A 20,559-nucleotide genomic window follows, 5' to 3' on the forward strand; every position below is an offset into this window, starting at 1 on the left:
GAATTATCTGGAGAAGATCAGAATGCTCGAGACACTAAAATGGAGAATCACTCCCACTCCTGTTGCGTTGTTTCGAGTTTGCGCTGTCTCACTTACCTAAAGCAATCATGTTATTCCGTACAGGGGTCCCTTGACTTTTATATTGGGATCCAATTATCTAATCGGCTATGAATGCAAGTTCTTGTCCATTTCGGCTAACGATATAAGTTCTTGTCCTCAGCTCGGGACAAGAACTTATATCGTTAAAACAAAAAAGCCGCGATTTCCGCGACTCCTTAAGAGTATATGTTCTTGTCCTCCAACACCTCATTCCTTTTACGCCCCTTAGCCCACGGCTTCCGATAATAATAAGTTGCTGCTCGGTTTCCCTTGCATAATTCAATATTTCATATCCAGGATCTCCCTTAAGATGAACAGTTTCCGGGTTAATCCCCGCAGACTTTAATTTAGACTTGGCTTGGTGCAACTGTTCCAAACTCGCTTTTTCCATTTCGTTCAGTATGTCTTCCAAAAAATTCTCTGGTACATATGTCATTCCGTTCGACACATAATCCTGGCTGACATTAACCAAGGTAATGTTCTTGTCCTCAGCAGCTGTTTTAAGTCCAATATTTCGCCTTTTTAATACCTAGCAACCGTGATTAACCTCTCATCTTATCAATTTTCACATAACAATGTGAACGCACTAGGTGCGGGTTCTTTTGGGACTATGTTCTTATCCACCGACACACCTTTAGGGCCATTCTTTTGAGGAATGGCCCTTTCTTTTTGATTCGCTTTGATCACGCCTTTTAGGTTCTTACTTAGATTCGATGCGACCTAATGTATTGGCCCTCTCCTCCAGATCCTTCCGGGCTGCTAACCAGCTTGAATCGTCGAGATTGAGCGCATCGCGAAGGTAAGACCACGTGAGCTGCTGGAGCAAAGCAACTCGTTCGGGGTTCTCGTCCGTCGTCTCAGCGACGTTGTATCCGGAGATTCCGCCAAGTATATGCTCTGCCCCGAAGAGGATGAGCAGGCTCTTTCTGCCCGGGCTCAGGAAGTAGGGATCTGTGAACCAGTCCGGCCCCCGAGTGGACAGGTGAGATTGGTCATGATCTCCTGCGACCACGAGAGTCGGCGTCCTCATATCGGAAAAGCTCGGGTTCATAAATGGGAAGTGCTCTGCCGCGAACGGACTCAAGTCAGCTCCACCAAGGCCAGTCGTGGAAAGCAATATGCCCGCCTTGATCCGCGAATCGGACATGTCCTCTCCTGGTTCGCCATTGGTATCGAGAACTCGCGCGCCAAGCAGCATACTCACCGTTTGGCCTCCCCAGGAGTGTCCGGCTGCGGCGATGCGGCTGCGGTCGAGACGTCCGCTGAGGCCTGGAATGGATGCTTCAATAAGATCAAGTTGGTCAAGGATGTGCTTCAGGTCTTGGACGCGAAAACGCCAGATCAGTGGTGTACGGGGATCGTCAGGAGGAAGGTTCAGTGTCCTCGAGTCGAGATGGGTGGGTTGAATGACCACGAAGCCATGAGCAGCCCAGTAATCGACTAACGGACCGTAGCTGTCCATCGACCAACCAAATCCATGCGAGAAAATAATAATAGGCAATTGACTACCCGTCGCTGGCACTGATACCCGCACTTGCAAATCCTCCCCGCGGCCCGGGGCTGACAGCACTATCGGCTTTACTGAGAGGACTGGAGTAGACGTACTTACGTGCATTTTCATAATAGATATTCCTTTCTTGGTCTTCTCAATTTAAACACAGGTTGACGTGTCAACCTTTAGTGATGATATCATGTTGAAGTTGTCACGTCAACCGTGTTATTATATTCCCATGGATAAGAGCAAACTGAACGATGAAGAAATTCAATTATGGTATAAGTGGAAAGGATCCTTTCATAGCATCTTCGGCCGAGTAATTAAAGAGATGTCCGAGCGCACCGGACTATCCGAGGGTGATTATGGGGTATTGGATCGGTTAGACCTTTTGGGGAACGGCTGCCTTCGCCAACAAGAGCTGGCCGAATCTATGGACTGGGATAAGAGCCGATTGTCACATCATCTGACGCGTATGGAAAAACGAAGCCTTGTAATGAGGAAGCCATTAGACGCAGATCGAGGTGTTCAAGTCATTATCACCCCAATAGGAAAGTCAGCATTAGATGATGCCCGGCCCATTGTCTCTATGGCCATACGCAAACATTTCCTAGATCAGTTAACCGACTTAGACATTGAATCGATTATGAGGCTGGCGGAAAGAACAAAAAAAGGGCCTTCAGCGTCTAGTAATCCCTCGAAGCAGTGACCGCGCTTTTTGAAACAAATTTGTTGAACGTTAATTGAACTGGGCCCTGTCATCAAATAACGGAGGGGGCTTTTGCTTCAGCAAGCTTATAGAAAAAAAGCAAAGACTGTCACCACTCGCTAACACCCCGAGTGGGACAGCCCTTATATTACAACCTTAACTCCAGATATTATGTTCTCCGCTTTTAATCTGCCTTTACTCCACTTTGCTGAGCTTCATAATAATGCGAGATCTCCACAATTAAAGCACCCATTCGTTCTATCTCCGGCACGATAATCCGGCTGATCCCTCTATCTCGAAGCGCCTCAGCCGTTACTTTGCCGACAGCGGCAGCCAGCACATCCTGTTCAAAGACGGATTTCACCTCTTCCTCACGTCCATGTTCTCTCGCATAATCAAATAAATATCCGACTTGAACTCTTGTCGTAAAACAAACGGCATCCACTTCTCGCTGAATCAGTTCATTCATAAGCGATGCAAGCGTCTCCTGCTCAGGAGCATGATAACGATAAGGCAGTACAGCTTGAACATCCATGCTGCCTTTGCTTTGGATAAACTGATATAACTGCGACGACAACTCGCCATGAAGCTGAATCCACACCTTTTGATCGGTAAAATCAAACACCTCAAGCTTTTCGATCATACTGGCAACCGTTCCATCATCATCACAGACAACCGGATGAATACCGGATTTCTTTAAAAAGGCGTTTGTTTTATAACCGCGGCAGGCTATCTTAGTTTCTTTCAATCTCTCTTCGAATTCAGTTACGGCGTTAAGCCTCTCCGCAGCCTGAATCATGGCTTCAAATCCAATACCTGTCGTGAAAATAAACCAGTCTGCCCCCTGCCGGGTAAAACGCTTTACATCCTCTTCCACTTCAATCGGATCACAATCCGTTAGCCCCTGAAGTGAACGGATAAGGGGAATTCCACCTCTTCGTTCAATAATTTCAGCCATTTCTTCTGTTTTTTGCGACCCGGCAATGACAATTTTTTTGTTCTGAAGTTCTTTACTCATGGAACAGCCCTCCCTCTTTCGTAAGTAATCCAATCCGTACCTCGTTCCCGAGAACTTGAACCGGATAGGCCCGAACCTGTCCCGTATCGGGATCTAGCACTTGACCATCCGTCAACGAAATTTTCCAGTCACAGATCGGGTCGAACAGGACCTCTCCGGATATCATTCCTTCCGCAATTGTGCCTCCGCGCGGCCCAGGGCTTTTATTCTCAAGCGCATAGATTTGTCCGTCCGTTGTTTTGAATACCGCAATCACTTCCTTACCCAAGCGAACAACTCTTCCCAGTCTCTCCGGGAAATCATCCACATGGCCAACTAGGTAATACGTATATTCATTGCTGTTCAATATTGGTTCCATCTTGCAGCCCCTTCCTATTTCAGTCCTGGTTCGTGGAGACAGTGATTTCATCAAACATCCGTTCTCGCAAATTTGAATTGTTCAGGATTTCACTCCAAGGTTCCTTCACCTGAGCCAGGGCGACCTCCATTCGCTCAGCCAAAGCCCGGCGGTTATCCCGATCATGGACTACAGCTTCTGTGACGGACTCTAGTCCCACCCGTTCGATCCAATCCGAGGTCCGCTCCAGATATTTACCTGTCTCACGGTAGTACTGCATGAACGCGGAGACAATCTCCAGAAGTTCTTCATCTGTTCGCACCTTGCACAGCAGTTCAGCAAGTCGGGCTTTAATCCCGCCATTACCGCCAACATAAATTTCCCAAGCCCCCTCATTGCCGACGATCCCAATATCCTTGGTTGATGACTCCGCGCAGTTCCGCGGACAGCCGTTTACGGCAAGCTTGAACTTGGCTGGCATATCTAACCGCTCGAACTTCTTCTCAAGTAATATTCCCATTCCCATCGAATCTTTCGTGCCAAAACGGCAGAATTGTGATCCCACGCAGGTCTTGACCGTGCGCAGCGCCTTCGCATACGCATAACCGGAAGGCATGCCAAGGTCCTTCCAGATCTTCGGCAAGTCCTCCTTTTTGACCCCAAGCAAGTCAAGCCGTTGACCACCGGTTACCTTAACCAACTTGACATTGTATTTTACCGCTATATCAGCAATCAGTCTGAGATCCTCCGGAGTGGTTACCCCGCCGTACATCCGCGGCACAACGCCAAATGTTCCGTCCTTCTGGATGTTCGCATGCATACGTTCATTTACAAAACGTGAATCCTTCTCGTCCACATGCTCAGTCGGCCAGATCATACCCAAATAGTAATTCAGCGCCGGACGACATTTGGAGCAGCCCTCCGGGTTATCCCATTCCAGCGCATACCTTACTTCTTTAGAGGTGATCAGCCCCTTTTCTTTAATCGCCGTCACGACTTCATCTTTGCTCAATGTGGTACAGGAACAGATTGCTTCCTGTTTCGCTGCTGCTGAATCATATTTGTCCCCGAGCACATATTGCAGAATCTGCTCTACAACAGGCCGGCAGCCTCCACAAGAACGCGATGCGCTTGTCGCTACCTTGATCTCTTCCACTGTGGTTAATCCTTTTTCGTTAATGGCATCCACAATGTGTTTTTTCGTCACACCATTACAACCGCATACGATTTCCTCATCCGCCAGTTCTGCGGCCGTATTCCCGGTTTCGACCGAGGCTTGTCCCACAATCGCATCATGGATGGCTTCCGTCATAACCGTGCCCGTTCGAATCCACTGCTGCAGTCTGGAGGATTCCTTTCCGTCACCAATCAGAACACCGCCAACGATCCGTCCACCGCGCAGTAACACTTTTTTGTAAATACGTCGCCAGTCATCATGCATCCGCACAATGGACAGCCCTTCTGCATCCATAAACTCACCAGCGGAGAACACGTCTACACCAGATATTTTGAGCTGAGTAGATACCACAGATCCTTCATACGGCTTCGTATCCACTCCGCACAGATGCTTCGCAAGTACAGCCCCCTGTTCAAACAGCGGAGCTACGAGCCCATATGTAATGCCCCGATGCTCGTTACATTCTCCGACCGCATATACATCCGGTACCGAAGTACGCATATAATCATTCACGAGAATACCCTTATTTACAGCTATACCGCTTTCCTTAGCTAACGCAATATTCGGGCGAATTCCTACCGCCATGACTACGAATTCCGCATCCAATGTCGTTCCGTCGGAGAAACGAATGCCGCTGACTCGCTTGTCCCCCAGAAACTCCTCGGTCTGCTTGCCTGTAGCGAATTTCAAGCCTTGGCTTTCCAGCTCTGCCTGAAGCATCAGCGAGGCGGTATGGTCCAGCTGACGCTCCATGATCTCCTCAAACAGATGGACCACTGTCACATCCATTCCCAGTTTAAGCAGCCCCTTAGCTGCCTCTAGTCCAAGTAAGCCTCCGCCAATTACGGCAGCCTTCTTGTACTGATCAGCCGCACGCAGCATATTCTCGCAGTCCGCTATGTCCCTGAAACCTACAATTCCTTCTTTATCTGCTCCCGGAACCGGAAGGATAAACGGGTTGGAGCCGGTTGCAATGATCAGTGTGTCATACGGAACTTCCATACCGTTGTCTGCCTTCACGGTTTTTTGCTCCGTATCAATATGCGTTACAGTCGTTCCCGTATACAGCTCTATTCCGTTCTCAAGGTACCATTCCCTGTCGTTTAAAATGATGTCTTCTACCGCTTTACTCTTCTCTAGCACATACGATAATTGAATACGATTGTAGTTGGGATAAGGCTCGCTCCCAAAAACGGTGATCCTGTAAGCGCCGGGTGCCAGTTTTAATATCTGTTCCACCGTGTTGATCCCGGCCATCCCGTTACCAATCAAGACTAGATGCCGATGTTCTTGTGCTTCCACCATGCTGAAACCTCCTAAATATATAGTCCTATCCATGCAAAAGTGAACTTGTAACCTTCTAAACATCATACGTAGAAGCGAACCAGTTTTAGCAGATTTTCTCTGTTTCCATCATAAGAAAAAATGGGTGTGAAGGGAACTGTTTATTTTAATTTTTAACTAAATGATTCATCATATGGTCCCCCGACATCGACAAAATACTATTTTAATTAATAAATAGCTTACTCAACTTAATAATCGTATTAAGCGCGTGAAAATAACAAGCACACCGGTTAGCTTTGAGTAAGCTCAAATTAACGGTGTGCTTGTTAAAAAAACTTTGTAACGAATCCTATCTATTATTTCAACGAAATGTTAAATGTTGATCCCACATTGCCTGCAAATACGATTGTTCCGTTTTCTGGGAGAACAACTTCATTATTTCCGCTGATTACGGTGTAATTCACGCATGTTCCATTTTTGTCATACACCGCATAGGATCCTTGTTCTGGCATCGATACGATCATCTTCTTACCAGCTATTTCTTGAGGTATACTATACCATTTCGAGTATCCATCTGTTTGCACAGTAACCTTAGATTGTTTTCCTTTATAGAGAGGCACTACATTATCTTCACTTATATACAAACTTCCAGCCGATTCAAAGTATTCGATACCTTCTTGAGTATAAAAACGATACTCAGCACTATCCCGGCTTCCCGTTCCAGGGACTTGATGTTGACTCACTGCAGTATTCGGTCCTGTAATTTTCTTATCCCCCAAATAATCCGGCAATTCTTTGTTACGGGAAATCTTGAGGGTTGGATTTATCATGTAAACTAATGAGCTATACTTCTCGTTCACAGCGTAATAGGCTTTGCCTTCTCTTTTTGCCCATATATCTTCCGTCTCTTTAGAGAGAGGCTGACTCTCCAGCTTCTCGACTACGTACTGTGATATTGCCAGTTGCCCTAACCCCGGAACGGTTGCATATTCTCTACTCCACACGTAGGTGCGTCCATGATCGCTTACGATACTAACCTTTGAAGTTCCCTCTTGGTTAACAAAGGACCCCTCCGAAGTATATACAAATTTTTGCTCTGGATACCCTGGGACAAGCGGCACCGATAATGTTAGCTCTCCATCCTGTATAGCAATTTTAATCTGTTGGCCGGTTGAGCCATAATAGCCTGAGTATTTTGAAATATCGTCCGGCATGTCAGCCTTAACAGGAGTACCGAATGATTTCTCCGGTTTAATGTCTTTGATTGCGCCCTTCTCTTTCAAGGCCTGAAGAAGCAGCTCGTGTGCCAGAAGTTCGTTTGTCGAACTGCTTCCGCCTGATGACAAAACAGCAGCAGCCATGTTCTGCTCAGGGAGCACCACGAGTGAAGCATGATAAAGAATTGTGTCTCCGCCCTTGCTGAGGCCCTTTATTTTATAATCACTGAAAGGAAATAATCTAACACTATCCCAACCGAGTCCGTAGTCAATTATATTATCCGCTTCTTCTGGCCAGATTCCCTTCTTGAATTCCTCTTGCTCCATCGCCAGTACCGCGCTGTCCGAGAGAATATCTTCTCCTTGTCTCATAAAGATTTGCGCAAATTGTACCAAATCCTCTGCTGTGGAGTAGATCCCGCCTGTTCCAATCACATTAACGGTTTCATTTGGAAGCTGCTTTTGATAGGTTGGATAATAAAGTCCAGGAAAATCGCTTGCTTCCAATTCGTCTTGAGTAGTCTTCGTATGTTCCATATCCAGCGGTCCAATGATATGTTTTTGAAGGAATGCGGTAAATTTCATCCCACTGACTCTCTCTACAAGAATCTCGGCCAAAGTAAATCCATCGTTACAGTAAACCGAGTATGCCCCCGGATCGGCTTTCAAACTTTGTGTAGACAATTGCTCCAGCAGATTATCATGAGCGTAGGTGTCATTGTCATTGAACAGAAATGCATTACCCAGGCTTGACCCTTGAAGTCCGGAAGAATGATTCAGCAGCATACGCGGCGTAATTTGCTTATAGCGTTCATCTGCCATTGTGAAATCAGTTAAGTACTTTGCAACCGGGGTATCCAGATTGATTTTCCCTTCATCCACCAATTTCATGACCGCAACCGTCGTAAACATTTTACTCGTTGATCCTATCCCATACATGGTTTCCGAGGTCAAAGGGATTTTCCCTTCTTGGTCGTTTAATCCCGTCTGTCCTGACACTGTAATCTTGCCGTTGTCGATCAGGGCATACTGTACGCTGGTCGTACCATACTGCTCGGTCAGCAATGCCGCTTTCTCAGAGGCACTTGCCGCCTGTGTCTGACCAGAAGTTGAGGTTGCAACAGTCTCATTAGATGCCAGTGCCGCTGTCGGGACAACCGGTGTTAGTGCAACAGCAGCACTAAGAATCCAGACCAACCTTTTTTTCATGCAAAAACCTCCCTATTTTAGAAACTATGATGTATTACGATTCACCAGATAAAATGGTTCATATTTCCACAAAAAAAGCCTACTCCTCCACCCTACCAAGACGGTTTAAGCCTTGAACCTCTTATTTTTCAATTCGTTCCTCTCTTAGAATGGCCTACTCGACTTCCCTTCGATCTGACCGTTGACCGATGAGCATAGGCTTAAAAACGCCATTATTTCTAGGTAGTACGATGAATGGAGCAAACTTTTTCTCTAATTCCGCACTCCTGTCTTTGTAACCGAGCAAATATTCATCATACCCCGGCAGAAAATAGATTCGTTACCTTTTCTGTTTAGCATTTTCTGCTGATACAAGGTAATCGGTTCATGTTCTTGTCCACTACGTCAATCGGTTCTTGTCCTTCACTCGGGACAAGAACCGATTGACGTTAAAATAAAAAAGCCGCTAAAATAGCGACTTTCAATGAAACTATGTTCTTGTCCCCCGACAAGGTTCTTACCTTCCTCCTATCCGGCCCGTTATCATATGAAGGGCATATGATCAATCTGACCGGCTGCTCATCTTATCTTATGTTAATTGTTGCGCAATCTCCCAAATATGCCCGCCCGGATCGACGAAGCTTGCAGTCCGCACTCCCCATGGCCGGTTCATTGGACCGTTGAGTAGAGTAATACCGCGCGAATTAAGCTCGGCGCAGACAGCATCCACGTCGTCTATCCGAATGGTGAATTGAAACCGCGACCCATCCTTTTGATTTGCGACCTCTTCAGGAGCTATAAGACCCCGCGCAGCAGTAACTTCAAGCAAGTTAATACTCATGTTTGCGAAGTCAAACACAGCAGAGTTCTCATCCTCATAAGCGGCGGAAAGACCGAAGATCTCATGGTAAAAAGACTTCGCGGCGTGTAAATTCTCTACAAACAATGTTATGACGTTAATACTCATGGACCCTAGAGTAATCATCGCTTCACTTCCTCATGATTTTTGGAAATTCAGGTAAAGATCCCGCCTAATCGATCATCGGCAGGAGGCGGGAAACCCAGACTTCTCGCCATCGAGACGATTTGACCTTTGTGATGAAATTCGTGAGTCTCCACATGAGTTAAAAGTAGCAATGGAGTCGGTGCCTTCGGGTAACCTTGCCAGCTCTCGTCTTGCTCGACCGGTTCAGACCAACGATCGCTATATTCGTTTAAGAACCGTTCCACGATTTCATCCACTTCCGTAAATCGTTCACGGATGAATTTAACATCGGCGCGTTCAACCTCATGTACAGGAGTATCCCTATGTTCGTTTATCTTGTGAAACGCAAAAGATCCTAACCAGAACGTATAACTGTCAACAACATGAGCATAGGTTCGAATAATCGTTCCACGCCCGAAAACGGGAGCCTCCTGATTTAATATGTGGGGGGGCAGTTCTTCCAAGAACGCAAACAAGTTTTGTCTAGCGGATCTGATCAAATCGTATTGTTGCTGCAATATTTTCAACATCTGAAATCACTCCTATACGCTTCTCTATTTCATCATCGCTCGTAAAATTCCTGCCAGAAAAAAACAAAAAAGCCGCTAAATTAGCGACTATGATGGGGATAATGTTCTTGTCCCACAATGAATTGCGGAGGCGTAACAGTTATCATCTATTTTGATTGGTTGACCTCCTTCTCCTTCTACTTCATGTGATTTCGTGAATCATCCCTTGTTCGATGCGGCGATCTGAAGTGCTACCCTTTCGGCTAATGTTGCATCAGCCTGGTATAAATAGCCTAACACAACCCTCTGTATCTCTGGAGAAGCCGCCGATAAATCACCGGCGAGGTTCTGAACAAGATGATCCTGCTGAACCTGTGTGAGTGATTGGTAGAATTGTCCCGCTTGCGTGAAATTATCGGCCTTCGGTATTTCGGATCGAACGAGCCGGCCGGCAACATAGCGCCCTGCCCCGCTCGTTACCTGATCAGTCGGTGACCAGTTTGCTTGATGGTTAATCGGAATTTTGCGGAAATCCGATCCAAGGCGATGCCGCTGTGAATCCCAATAAATATTACTGCGGCCTTGCAGCATTTTATCATCGGACAGCTCGGCACCATCCAGAAGATTTGACGGGGAGAATGCCAGCTTCTCGACCTGCTCCTGATAATTAGTGGGGTTCTTATCCAATACGAGTCGACCAACTGGCAGCAGCGGGTATTGACGCACATCCCACACTTTCGTGTCATCCAGCGGATCGAACGACAGCGTTGCCTCATCCTGTGGGTTCATCAACTGCACATATAGCCCGTATTGGACGGGTGTGCCTTTAGCAATCGTGTCATACAGATCTTTACCCGAATAATCCGGGTTCTCGCAGGCCAAGCGAGCCGCTTCTTGCGCATCGATATATTGCTCCCCAGCCAACGGAATCCAGTGATATTTGACGTAGAAACGGGCGTTCTGTGCATTTTTCCAAACATAGGTGTTAACACTGTGTCCTGGCATATGGCGGAAACTTTTGAGCGTCCCTTCGTCCGAATATAGACGTACAACGAAATGGGTTGCCTCTGGTGCTGTAGCAATGAAACCCCAAAATCGATTCGGATCGATGAGATTGTTGACCGGTGATGGTAGAAAAGCATGAATTGACTCAGGGAACCGGATCGGGTCTCGTACGAGGAACACAGGGATATGATTACAGAGCAGATCAAAGACGCCATGCTCGGTATAAAATTTCGTCGAGAAACCACGCACATTACGGGATGTATCTGGTGTCCCTTTGTTACTGACCGCAAATGAGAAACGAACTGTAACAGGTACCCTTTGTCCCGGCTGCTGCAAAAAGCACAGGTTCGTATAATTGGCCATCGAGTGAAGGGTTTCAAAATAACCCAAGGCACCAAACCCCTTCACGTGGACCGGACGCTCTAAAATCTTTTCGTGGACAAAGGTTTCAAGCGTTTCATGCAGCATGCTGTCCTGTTCCAGAATCGGTCCCCGTTCCCCTACCGTCTGCGAATGGTGTTCCGGCGACTGCTTTGCATTCCATTGTGATTGAGCATTGCCTCCCTGCCAGCTTCGACCGTTTGCCTGATTGTTAGCTTTGTTACCGTCCATTGATCCGCCTCCCATACCTACATTCACGGGGATATATATGCATGGCTACGTACGGTTATGACAGCATGTCAAATTGTACCGAAATGAGTCAATGTGCATTCTGTCCGCATCATTCTACTATTCAAATTTTAGCTGGAGCGAATCGCAAATCGGCATATAGCCTATCTTTTGATAGATGCTATTTGATGTGGGATTTGCTAAGTCCGTATATAAGACGCACTTAGTAAATCCTCTATCCAATGCAAGTTGGCTTATTTGCGCCACAATTGAAGTAGCGTAACCCTTCCTGCGCTCATATGGAGGAGTATATACAAACGCAACGCCAATAGCCGTCTGCATTTCCCTTGTATATCCTGCCATAGAAACGGGTATCCCGTTGTCCTCTAAAATATAGAGTTTTTTCGATGCTATTCGGTAGAGGTATGGGTCTGCATGTTGCGGGATGGACATTTCTGTTTTGCCATAACTCCCCGCTGCATAAAATGCTTCAGCCCAGTATGGGAAAAAGTGAATATCCTTTTCATCCAGCAATCGAACGATACCAACCTTTGGAATGTCCGGGTTTACTGCCGTAAGTTCATATATACGTTGGCTCATGGTTGTTTTAAAGGTTATTCCCTTACGCAAGGTATAATCTTTGGCAAAATACTCTGCCAAGGTTTTTTCCGTTATCACACCTGGAATTTCACGGTCCTTCATCCGATCTATCAGACAGTTTATAGCTTCCGGGTTAATTATGTTGTCTGTTGCATAAAGCGTAATGTTGTGTGGCGGTGTCATTATGGCGGTAAGTTGTATGCCGTTTGCATCCGAAATAGTTGCCATAAGCCAATTTACAGGGTCACGCCAGTCTGTTTTGTCTTTTCCTTCATGCCCAATTATGATATTGCCAAGAGGAATCAAATTTTGTGCTTCATGACGCATCAGCACATCGTAGGTATCATTGTAAAATTCATGCACATTCGAATACAACTTGAATTGCATTGCAATATCACCCTTTCATTCTCTAGAGTTTACTTCTGAAATTTAACCAAGCCTGTTGAACTGCACTAATTCCTACCCAAAGATCAATTTTCTCATTCGATAACCCCCCAATTAAATATTACATTTATGAAGACGCAAAAAAGCCCCATCCCATTAAGGGACGGAGCTGCTCCGCGTTACCACCCTGATTGACGTTTATAATAAACGCCCTCTTAGCCATCGTCCAACAACGATGCTTCTTTGTAACGGTAGAATCCCGGGCCCATCTACTATAATTCGGGGGCCAGCTCTGAGGTGATTTTTTGATTCGGATATCCGCTGCCTCGCACCAACCGGCAGTTCTCTGAACGGCGTTTCCGGATCTACTTGTCCTCTTCATCGCATTTGGTAATTAATAATTAAGTTAAATATATAGATATGCGCAATATTCTATCAATAACTCAAATAACAACAGCTCCTAGGGTATATTGCTGCCGAATATAATTGAACCAGTTCTTTACCATAATCCGTATACCTAGAATTAATCGATCAATCACTAACTAGGAATTATTAATCATCTAAAACTAATTTCTGCCTCAACGTTTCATCAATTCCGGCATTTCGATAGCCACTGCGACATTGCACAGCATTCCACGGGCAAGGAACAGCATGGTGCGCTCTTCGGGGTTTGCTATGCCGGCGTTGTAAAAAGCCTTAAGGACCATCTCTCGTACTTGTTTAAACCCTTCACGCATCGCCTCTTGAATGGCTTCCTCCCGAATGCACTGCGCTTGTAACTGCAAAAACATCTCATTTTGGTGTTTCATCTGAATGCCCTCGTACTCTTGGATTAATAGCTGCTCAAGCGTTTCGGAAGGCGCCGTCTCCACTATTTTACGGAACGATTCAATGACCCGAGTCCAGGACACCTCAATCGCTGTCAACAGTAGCTGCTCCTTTGTCGCGAAGAATCGGAACACATAAGGCTGGGAGATGTTCGCCCTTTTCGCCACCTGTGCTGTCGTCGCCCGGTAATAGCCTAATTCCGAGAATACTTCGATCGCTGCGGAAACAATATCCGCTTTTCGATTGACCGCTGTAGTTTCGGATTTTCCCATTTTATGTTCCTCCCTGTCGAAGGTGAATTGGTCAATAAAAGACTATTATACTAAGGACGAAGAATCAATTCAACGTGCACAATTGGTGAAACTAGCGTCAGTCAATAATACTATTACTTACGCTTTACCTATTAACTCCTCGAGCTGCTTCAACCAAGCCGTTCGTGTCATCTCGTCCGAGCTCGGTACAGACTCGAAAAATATATGGTGCAAAACTTCTAAGCCGCAATATTCAAAGATGCCTTTATCGGAAGTTAATAGTAGCGCCTTATCCATGCCAATGGCTGCATACTGGTCATGCGATTTCCCTTGCGTGTTAATAATGGCGACTTTTTTGCCCTTCAGCAATCCCTTCTGCTCCCCATTCACGTAACGGTAGGCAAATCCGTAAGTAAAGACACGCTCAATATAGCCTTTGACGATAGCAGGTAATCCGGTCCACCATATTGGATAGATGAAAGTGATGACGTCCGCCCACTTCAAATATTCTTGCTCCTGTTCAATGTCCTCGCCGATTCCACCCAAAATTTCACTGCTACTGATGACGGCTTGAAACTCCATCGCGTACAAATCGCGCACGACCACTTCATGCCCTTTTTCCTGAAGGCTACGGACTGTGGTCTCTAGAATGGCATGGTTAAAGCTTTCTTTTCTCGGATGGGCATACACAATCAAATGGTTCATAGGGATGTCTCCTTTCAATTTGCAAGCTTAGTAAATTGGTTATTGATTGATCAATCACAATTATTGATAATGATAATCTGTAGTGAGCCTCAACCTTAATTTATGGTTAAAACACTTTTCTCCATTGATGCGTTCTTAACGGATAACATCAGTAAACCTGAGTCAGTGAAAAAAATGAATGGTCCACAACAAGGATCAAAGGGAATCGTTTGACCTTATTCAAGGTGAGGTAGTCTCTACAATCAGTTAGTGATTGATCAATCACTAACATGTTGATATTGTATGTTATCTTTTCCAATAATGCAACCCATATTCCATCAGAACGTATTTTCAAGTTAGCCATTTAGTTAGTTTGACCTCAAAAAGAAAACAGCCACCTCCTCCCCAGTGGGCGGAAATGGCTGATATGTCGATACTGACGAACTTGCTTACCTCTTGCTTACCCTCAGCTCGCCTTCGCGAGTTTCGTGGCGCGAACCGATGCCGCGGCGTATACGACAAGCGCTGTCCAGATAAGTGCAAAGCCGATGAGAAGAACCGGCGAGACCGATTCCTTGAACACGAAAACGCTCAGTAACAGCATGATCGTCGGCCCGATGTATTGTACGAAGCCGAGCGTGGACAGAGACATCCGGGCTGCCGCTCGCGCGAAGAAAAGCAGCGGCAGCGCTGTTACTACGCCTGATAGAAGCAGTTCAATGAATGTGGACGCAGGTAGCGTCCATGCCGTCGTCCTTCCCGCGGCGGCCAAGTAGATCCAGTAGCCGAGTGCAATTGGCAGGACTACAGCCGTCTCCGACAGCAAGCCTACAGAAGCGTCTTGTCCGATTTTCTTCTTCGCGAGGCCGTACAAGCCAAACGTTGCGGCTAGTGAGATCGAGATCCACGGGAATCTTCCGTAGTCGATGGCGATGATGAGCACCGCGGCGCCGGCGATGGCAATCGCGAGCCATTGGCCACGGTTTGGCTTCTCACGAAGGAAGACAACCGCAAGCAGCACGTTCAGTAACGGGTTCAAATAATAGCCGAGACTTGTCTCGACGACATGGTCGTTGTTGACAGCCCAAATGAAGATGAGCCAATTGGCAGCGATCAGCAGTCCGCTGGCGGTGAGCGACAGCAGGAGCGAGCGGCTAGACGCAATCCGCTTCATGTCACCCCAGCGTCGCTGGATTGCGACGAGAATCCCCATAAAGACGAACGACCAGACAACCCGATGCGACAGAATCTCGCCTGCTGGCACATCGTTAAACAACTTCCAATAAAGCGGGAGAATCCCCCACATGATATACGCGATAATAGCATTGATCAATCCGTTATTCATAATCACATTCCCTCTTCTCACTTCGATGTCTTAACGGATTATACGCCTCGATCATTGTCTAAGTAAAGAGATTCATATTTTTACCGGACAAATCCTACAGATTTTTTATTGGAATAACATCTATTAATAATGTTCAGGACTTTTATTACGAACCAAGGAATCTAAGTAATTCTTATATTGGTCCCAGTCCATAACGTCAGTGCTAATACCGAGTATTTGATAAATTAACATTCAACGGTCCATTAACTTTTTATCCATGGTGACAAAAAGATCCGTCCCCGCTGGTATAGCTCATATGCTCGATATCGTGTGCACTGCTTTTTATTGCACGTTTCTTATCTGTCTCCAATAACAGTTGGATGGTTAAATACCTGATCAAAGGTTAATTTGCTCAGGTAGACTTCATCAGTACGTTCGGGATGAAATATTTTACGATCATCCGTAGTAATAATTCGATAAGCTTCGACGTCCGATGCGAATTCACTTAACTGTCCATATCCCATTCGACGGCTAATATTTTTCAACTATTTATTCTTCTGCTTTGCAACTTGCATACCGCCGATGATCAGCATGATAATCCCAATTACTGCCAGAATAATCCGCACTAAGAATGGACTCAGTGAAAACAAAGTTTCACCTTGCAAATGCAATCCGAACAAACTTTCATCCAGCCCCACAATCGCCAATAGTGGATGGAGAAACAAACTCAGGATTAATAACACTGTCCCCCAAATAACAAAGCTATTGTTCATTGATTTTAAACCTCTTTTCCAATTAAGATAAATGAAGACAAGTTGTCTATTATTCTCTGTAATAAAATCCTTCCCCTAGGTGTCATATTATTTTTATATCGGAGGAGCCGTCGAGATGCTATCAGAAAAAGTAGTCAATTACTGTAAAAGCAAAAACTGGTGGTTTGAAGACATATTAGAAGAGTATAAAAATGCTTTAATAAAGTTAGGCATCGATTTGGAATCAGATTTTGCTGCATTCTATTTGCATGCAGAGGACGGGCCGACTTTCATTCATAGACGACGTGAAATCTATCAGATTTGTTGGTTTATGGTCAACTCTTCAGATTATAGGTTAGGCATGGAGCGAACTCACGCGGTTTTAAAATTACCTGAAGAATATATTCCTTTGGATAATTTTGAAGGGGAGTTCGGCTTTTTCTATAATAAGTACACAGACGAAGTGTTAGGCTTAGGATTGGGTCAGCAGTTAGAAGATTTTTTTGCCGGAAAATTGAATTCGCAATGGAAAAGCTTTAACTCTTTTCTAGAATGGTATTTCGAACTAACAGATTCGTCAGTGACAATATAGTATTGCGAATCAAGTCCAAGACTAACAAGGAAAAAGGCTCACTTTCAAAGTGGGCTTTTTTTCCTTGTTATTTTTAGAATTGTTAATCATATCGATCGTTTTTTTATCCGATTGTAGATACCACATTTCCATCTTGATCCTTGATGTATGTTTTGAGGACTCGTAGAATTATACTTTTATTAGAAGACAAAGTAAGTTCTCCTTCTTTCGACTGAAGTTTGTGTATCAGCTCGTTGACAACCGTTTCATCAAGTTTCACAGTGATCTTGTTCTCGTCTATTTCAAAACCGGTCGATGAAGCGGTCACTAAGGTTATGCATAACTCTCTGCTCATAAGAATCAAATCTTTACCTTTAAGCAAACGGCCGTGCAGCAGCTTTCCAATCGTACCGGCTTGCTTCGCTCCTAATGTGAGTACAGACGGCTTCTTACTGAAGATACCACTCTTCCCCGATTCCCATGCCAATTGATCCACAAATAAAAATCCGGTGCCCGATCCATCACGATCTATTCCTACTTGAACACTTTCCTAAACAGCTGGAACTTGGAGAACAGAATTACGGGATAAATCCGTAATATAACCCGGAAGTTCTTCTTCTGCGGCTTCAAGGCTCCCAAACATATAGGTCCATTTGCATCAAAAAAATCACCTGCAGAAAATATATTACCGCTGTTAAATACATATCGCGCCATATTTTGAAGCAGGTTTATCGCCCATGCCGGAGGCTCCTCCTCGTCCTTACCGCGGACAACGCGAAAAGTAAGTTCAAATCCATAACCGCTAAAGTTAAGATCTTTCGATTCCTTCTCATAGAGCTCGGAGAAACCAAAGGTTACAATATGCCAGTGCGGTAGAGGCTTTTCCGCTTTATAAGCACTTAGACCAGCTAAGGGATCTTGACCTCCAAGAAAATAAGGAAGTGAGTTAATATAATGCTTCGGTTTCTGTTCCCCGTATAGTTTTGTTACCGCTTCTTCAATTGCATCCCATCCTGTCGTGTTTTCTTCGCTCATGATTATCCCTCAATCTCGTCTTGTATTAAATCCACCTAAATCTATTATCTTAAAATTTAACAATATAAATAAAATAGCCACCGATTTAATGTCGGTGGCATAACTTACGATCTATTTCCGAAAAGCAAATCGAGTATTTTATCATCCGCTTTTCGATTAACACCTTGATGTGGGTAACAATGAATGTGAATGGCCGGATTAAAATTAATCTCGATGATGCTGTAATTCTGATCCGTTGCTTCAACGTTAATATCTTTTATCATCATGTCTACGCCACAAAATGTAGCACCGGAAGCCTTGGCGGCGAGAACTGCGATCCGCTTATAACTTGCATCGATTTCGTCCGTAAAATCAATGCTGTCCCCACCGGTACTAATATTGGAGTTTTCTCTTAAATACACGGTCTCTCCTTTGTCAGGAACCTCGACAATACTCTTGGATTGATTTTTTAGAAACATCTTCTCGGCTTCGCCTAACTGAATCTTTTCAAGTGGAGTTTTATAGCCCTTCCCTCTTAACGGATCTTTGTTCTTATCATGGATTAACTGCTCAATTGTATGGATTCCGTCACCAACGATGTTAGCAGGTACCCGATGTAGAATACCGACGACTTCATTACCCATGACCAGGAATCGATACTCCTTCCCCAGCACGAATTCTTCAAGCAGTACGGTTCGATCATGTTCAAACGCTATTTTAAATGCTTGCTCGAAATCTTCCTTAGTGAACTGGTTAGTGAAAATCGTGATGCCAAGTCCGAAGTTCGTCGACTTTGGTTTTATTACAATTTGTTTCTCCCGGTACAATTCATAATCATGAATTGCATCGTCAATATTTCGGTATGAAGTACCTTCAGGCACTTGAATCCCTTGCCCCCTCAAAACTTGTTTAGTAACGATTTTATTCTCCATAATCAGTACTGTACTGAACGAGTCTAACGATGTCTTGGTTGCTTGCTTAACGTACTCCTTATGGTCTCCTTTTTGCAGAAGGATGAAGTTTTCATCGCGATCCATGATCTCAAAACGGATTCCACGTTTGACCGCTGCTTTTAATAATAACTGTGTTGACAGTTCCAAGTCTTCAAATCCGGCAAACTTATATCCTGTTTCTATGCTTTGTTTTGCATATTCCTTAGCTTTAGTTAGATGATATTGTAAGAAATTTGACCCATTGATTTCAGATTTCAAGATAGACGCAAAACTAAGATCAGGATTGAATATAACTTTTCTTTGATCCTCGATCAAATCGATTTGTTGCTGACTTTCCGGAAATATCGTCTTCATCATTTCTTGCATGTTATTAAGGAGTTCCAGCGCCTTTTCCTGCATTGTTGCTGAAGAATCGCTCCCGCCCCATTTACCGTAAATCCCCTGGATCATAAGGGTATCCACATTGAGATTCGCCTGGAGTTGTTCTTCCTTGTTAAACGGCTCATCTTCTTTAAGCAACATATATATCAGGAATAAGTGAATGAATTTCATGGATTGAAGACTTATCCCATTTTTATAAAGTGGATTTAGATCGAACATGCGAAGTTCAAGATAATCAATTCCGTTTTCAAGAAGGCTTTGCAGTTGATTATCCCCTTTTGCCGACTTGATTCGAACGGGACTATAATACTCTTTCGCACTCAGCAGATCCTTGGATTGAACCAAATATTGCAGATCCTGAATATATTCATGAATGGAGTTAAATGAAACATAGTACGGTTTTTCGTTCCGATATCCGCACACACTGTTTCGAAGTGAATTCATATTAGGAAAAAAACGGCTCTCGGTATCTAAATGATCGCTTAAGGATACGCATTGTTCAATGTAAGACTTACTGAATACCGGGCTAGCGCCTGTTAGAAAAATGAGCAGCCAGCGGTATTTCAACGTATTTCTCGCTACTTTTAGATATAATTGATCTTTGAACGTCTTGAATTCATCATGGCTTTTGGATACTTCATATAACTTTCGTAGAAATCCATCATCAAACGAAAAATTGAAATGAATCCCGCTGAGCAATTGTCTTTTTCGGCCATATTTTTTAGCTAACTCGATTCGGTATTGGTCTTCGAACGGATCGTTCATATGAGCGATAGGAATTTCTTCTTCGCAAGGCAATGCCGGCGGATTGCTGCTGGGCCATAAATATTCATCCGTCAATTCCTGAGTCACAATATCTTGTAGCGCTTCAAGGAAAGAGAACGCTTCTTCTATAGTATTGAATGGCGGAGTAATCAGTTCAACTTGGCTTTCAGAAAAGTCGGTTTTGATGTAAGGATTTTCGTTTTTGTCGCCAAACACCGCAGGGTGAGGGGTTAAGGCAAGGTTGCCGTCTTGGTCAACTCTTACGTTCTCCTTTTCTAACCCAAATTGACCTTTAAGAATTTCACGATTCAAATGTTGTTCGATGATCAAGTTCACAAATTCCTGATTTAATGAAGCCATCTCCGGACCCTTCTTTCATACATTTTAAACAGCTTTTAGCATTTCATCGCATCAATTTTTTTT

General features: G+C 44.6%; 17 protein-coding genes, 1 pseudogene and 1 other annotated feature. Of the genes and pseudogenes, 2 read left to right on the forward strand and 16 right to left on the reverse strand.

The window, feature by feature from the left end:
* Positions 1–157 precede the first annotated feature (157 nt).
* Complete coding sequence (locus tag KJS57_RS13535) at positions 158–610, reverse strand: universal stress protein (protein WP_213655347.1); 453 nt, start codon at positions 608–610, stop codon at positions 158–160.
* Positions 611–799: 189 nt separating this feature from the next.
* Positions 800–1,720: an alpha/beta hydrolase family protein gene (locus KJS57_RS13540; RefSeq protein ID WP_213655199.1), complete on the reverse strand. Its 921-nt coding sequence runs from the start codon at positions 1,718–1,720 to the stop codon at positions 800–802.
* 70 nt (positions 1,721–1,790) lie between these two features.
* Between KJS57_RS13540 and KJS57_RS13545 the strand changes: the two genes are divergently transcribed.
* Complete coding sequence (locus KJS57_RS13545) at positions 1,791–2,300, forward strand: MarR family winged helix-turn-helix transcriptional regulator (protein ID WP_244861531.1); 510 nt, start codon at positions 1,791–1,793, stop codon at positions 2,298–2,300.
* 184 nt (positions 2,301–2,484) lie between these two features.
* Here KJS57_RS13545 and KJS57_RS13550 read toward each other — a convergent pair whose 3' ends face one another.
* The 12 genes from KJS57_RS13550 to KJS57_RS13605 form a co-directional block, all read right to left on the reverse strand.
* Positions 2,485–3,318, reverse strand: a complete 834-nt coding sequence (locus KJS57_RS13550) for a uroporphyrinogen-III synthase (RefSeq protein ID WP_213655200.1) — start codon at positions 3,316–3,318, stop codon at positions 2,485–2,487.
* Entirely contained in the window at positions 3,311–3,676 is a 366-nt protein-coding gene (locus KJS57_RS13555) for a nitrite reductase (NAD(P)H) small subunit (RefSeq protein WP_213655201.1), read from the reverse strand. Before KJS57_RS13555 ends, KJS57_RS13550 begins: the two co-directional genes overlap by 8 nt.
* A 19-nt stretch (positions 3,677–3,695) precedes the next feature.
* On the reverse strand, positions 3,696–6,137 hold the full coding sequence (gene nirB / locus KJS57_RS13560) for a nitrite reductase large subunit NirB (protein ID WP_213655202.1): 2,442 nt from the start codon (positions 6,135–6,137) through the stop codon (positions 3,696–3,698).
* A gap of 335 nt (positions 6,138–6,472) precedes the next feature.
* Positions 6,473–8,542, reverse strand: a complete 2,070-nt coding sequence (locus KJS57_RS13565; RefSeq protein ID WP_213655203.1) for a serine hydrolase domain-containing protein — start codon at positions 8,540–8,542, stop codon at positions 6,473–6,475.
* Positions 8,543–9,110: 568 nt separating this feature from the next.
* Positions 9,111–9,506: a VOC family protein gene (locus KJS57_RS13570; protein WP_213655204.1), complete on the reverse strand. Its 396-nt coding sequence runs from the start codon at positions 9,504–9,506 to the stop codon at positions 9,111–9,113.
* Between the two features lie 29 nt (positions 9,507–9,535).
* Entirely contained in the window at positions 9,536–10,036 is a 501-nt protein-coding gene (locus KJS57_RS13575) for a DinB family protein (RefSeq protein ID WP_213655205.1), read from the reverse strand.
* Positions 10,037–10,234: 198 nt separating this feature from the next.
* A complete protein-coding gene (locus KJS57_RS13580) occupies positions 10,235–11,632 on the reverse strand; it encodes a catalase (RefSeq protein WP_213655206.1) in 1,398 nt (465 codons plus the stop codon).
* Positions 11,633–11,749: 117 nt separating this feature from the next.
* A complete protein-coding gene (locus KJS57_RS13585) occupies positions 11,750–12,616 on the reverse strand; it encodes a GNAT family N-acetyltransferase (protein WP_213655207.1) in 867 nt (288 codons plus the stop codon).
* A 153-nt stretch (positions 12,617–12,769) separates the two neighbouring features.
* Positions 12,770–13,004 (reverse strand) — a binding site (T-box leader).
* A gap of 187 nt (positions 13,005–13,191) precedes the next feature.
* Complete coding sequence (locus KJS57_RS13590) at positions 13,192–13,713, reverse strand: TetR/AcrR family transcriptional regulator (RefSeq protein ID WP_213655208.1); 522 nt, start codon at positions 13,711–13,713, stop codon at positions 13,192–13,194.
* Between the two features lie 117 nt (positions 13,714–13,830).
* Positions 13,831–14,397, reverse strand: a complete 567-nt coding sequence (locus tag KJS57_RS13595) for an NAD(P)H-dependent oxidoreductase (protein WP_213655209.1) — start codon at positions 14,395–14,397, stop codon at positions 13,831–13,833.
* A 445-nt stretch (positions 14,398–14,842) separates the two neighbouring features.
* Positions 14,843–15,721, reverse strand: coding sequence for an EamA family transporter RarD (gene rarD / locus KJS57_RS13600; protein ID WP_213655210.1), 879 nt, complete (start codon positions 15,719–15,721; stop codon positions 14,843–14,845).
* Positions 15,722–16,245: 524 nt separating this feature from the next.
* Positions 16,246–16,473, reverse strand: a complete 228-nt coding sequence (locus KJS57_RS13605) for a hypothetical protein (protein WP_213655211.1) — start codon at positions 16,471–16,473, stop codon at positions 16,246–16,248.
* 115 nt (positions 16,474–16,588) lie between these two features.
* Between KJS57_RS13605 and KJS57_RS13610 the strand changes: the two genes are divergently transcribed.
* Entirely contained in the window at positions 16,589–17,044 is a 456-nt protein-coding gene (locus KJS57_RS13610; RefSeq protein WP_213655212.1) for a hypothetical protein, read from the forward strand.
* Between the two features lie 103 nt (positions 17,045–17,147).
* On the opposite strand, the pseudogene KJS57_RS13615 reads toward KJS57_RS13610, so the two are convergent.
* Positions 17,148–18,058 (reverse strand): annotated as a pseudogene (locus KJS57_RS13615) (suppressor of fused domain protein).
* Positions 18,059–18,162: 104 nt separating this feature from the next.
* Positions 18,163–20,496: a bifunctional glutamate--cysteine ligase GshA/glutathione synthetase GshB gene (gene gshAB, locus KJS57_RS13620; RefSeq protein WP_213655213.1), complete on the reverse strand. Its 2,334-nt coding sequence runs from the start codon at positions 20,494–20,496 to the stop codon at positions 18,163–18,165.
* Between the last annotated feature and the right edge of the window lie 63 nt (positions 20,497–20,559).

It is taken from the genome of Paenibacillus vini (genome assembly GCF_018403325.1).
Taxonomy (GTDB): Bacteria; Bacillota; Bacilli; order Paenibacillales; family Paenibacillaceae; genus Fontibacillus; species Fontibacillus vini.